Origin of the sequence: Saccharothrix sp. ST-888 (genome assembly GCF_000955975.1) — a bacterium.
Lineage (GTDB): Bacteria > Actinomycetota > Actinomycetes > Streptomycetales > Streptomycetaceae > Kitasatospora.
In genome coordinates, this window is record NZ_JYJF01000663.1 from 1 (window position 1) to 341 (window position 341).

Genomic DNA, 341 nt, shown 5'->3' on the forward strand with positions numbered 1-341 from the left:
TTATCGTGACAGGAGCCGACTCTCCCCATCGACTGCCTCATGTTCAACTTTCTTATCTCTGTTTGGAGTTCGACCGGTTGAGTCCACCCTCGCTGCCGCTGTCCGAATGAAAGATGCAGCCGAGCCCCAGGCCACCGCGGCCGACCGCCATTCGCAGAACGGCCACGGGGGGCTTCGTCGCCGTGCTGAAGGAGGAGATGGGCACCGGCATCTGGCCGGAGCGCGCCAGCGGCGGCGCGGAGGTCTTTGCGTTCATCGAGGGACCCTGTTGCCCAAGCAACAGGGTCCCGAGACCTTCTACAGCCGGCGGCGCCTACGCAAGGACCCCGACTGGGGCTACC

General features: G+C 64.8%; 1 protein-coding gene. It reads right to left on the reverse strand.

Features of this window, described 5'->3' with window-relative positions; all coding sequences use genetic code 11:
- Positions 1–52: 52 nt before the first annotated feature.
- Positions 53–256, reverse strand: a complete 204-nt coding sequence (locus UK12_RS44060) for a hypothetical protein (RefSeq protein ID WP_156179146.1) — start codon at positions 254–256, stop codon at positions 53–55.
- Positions 257–341: the final 85 nt, after the last annotated feature.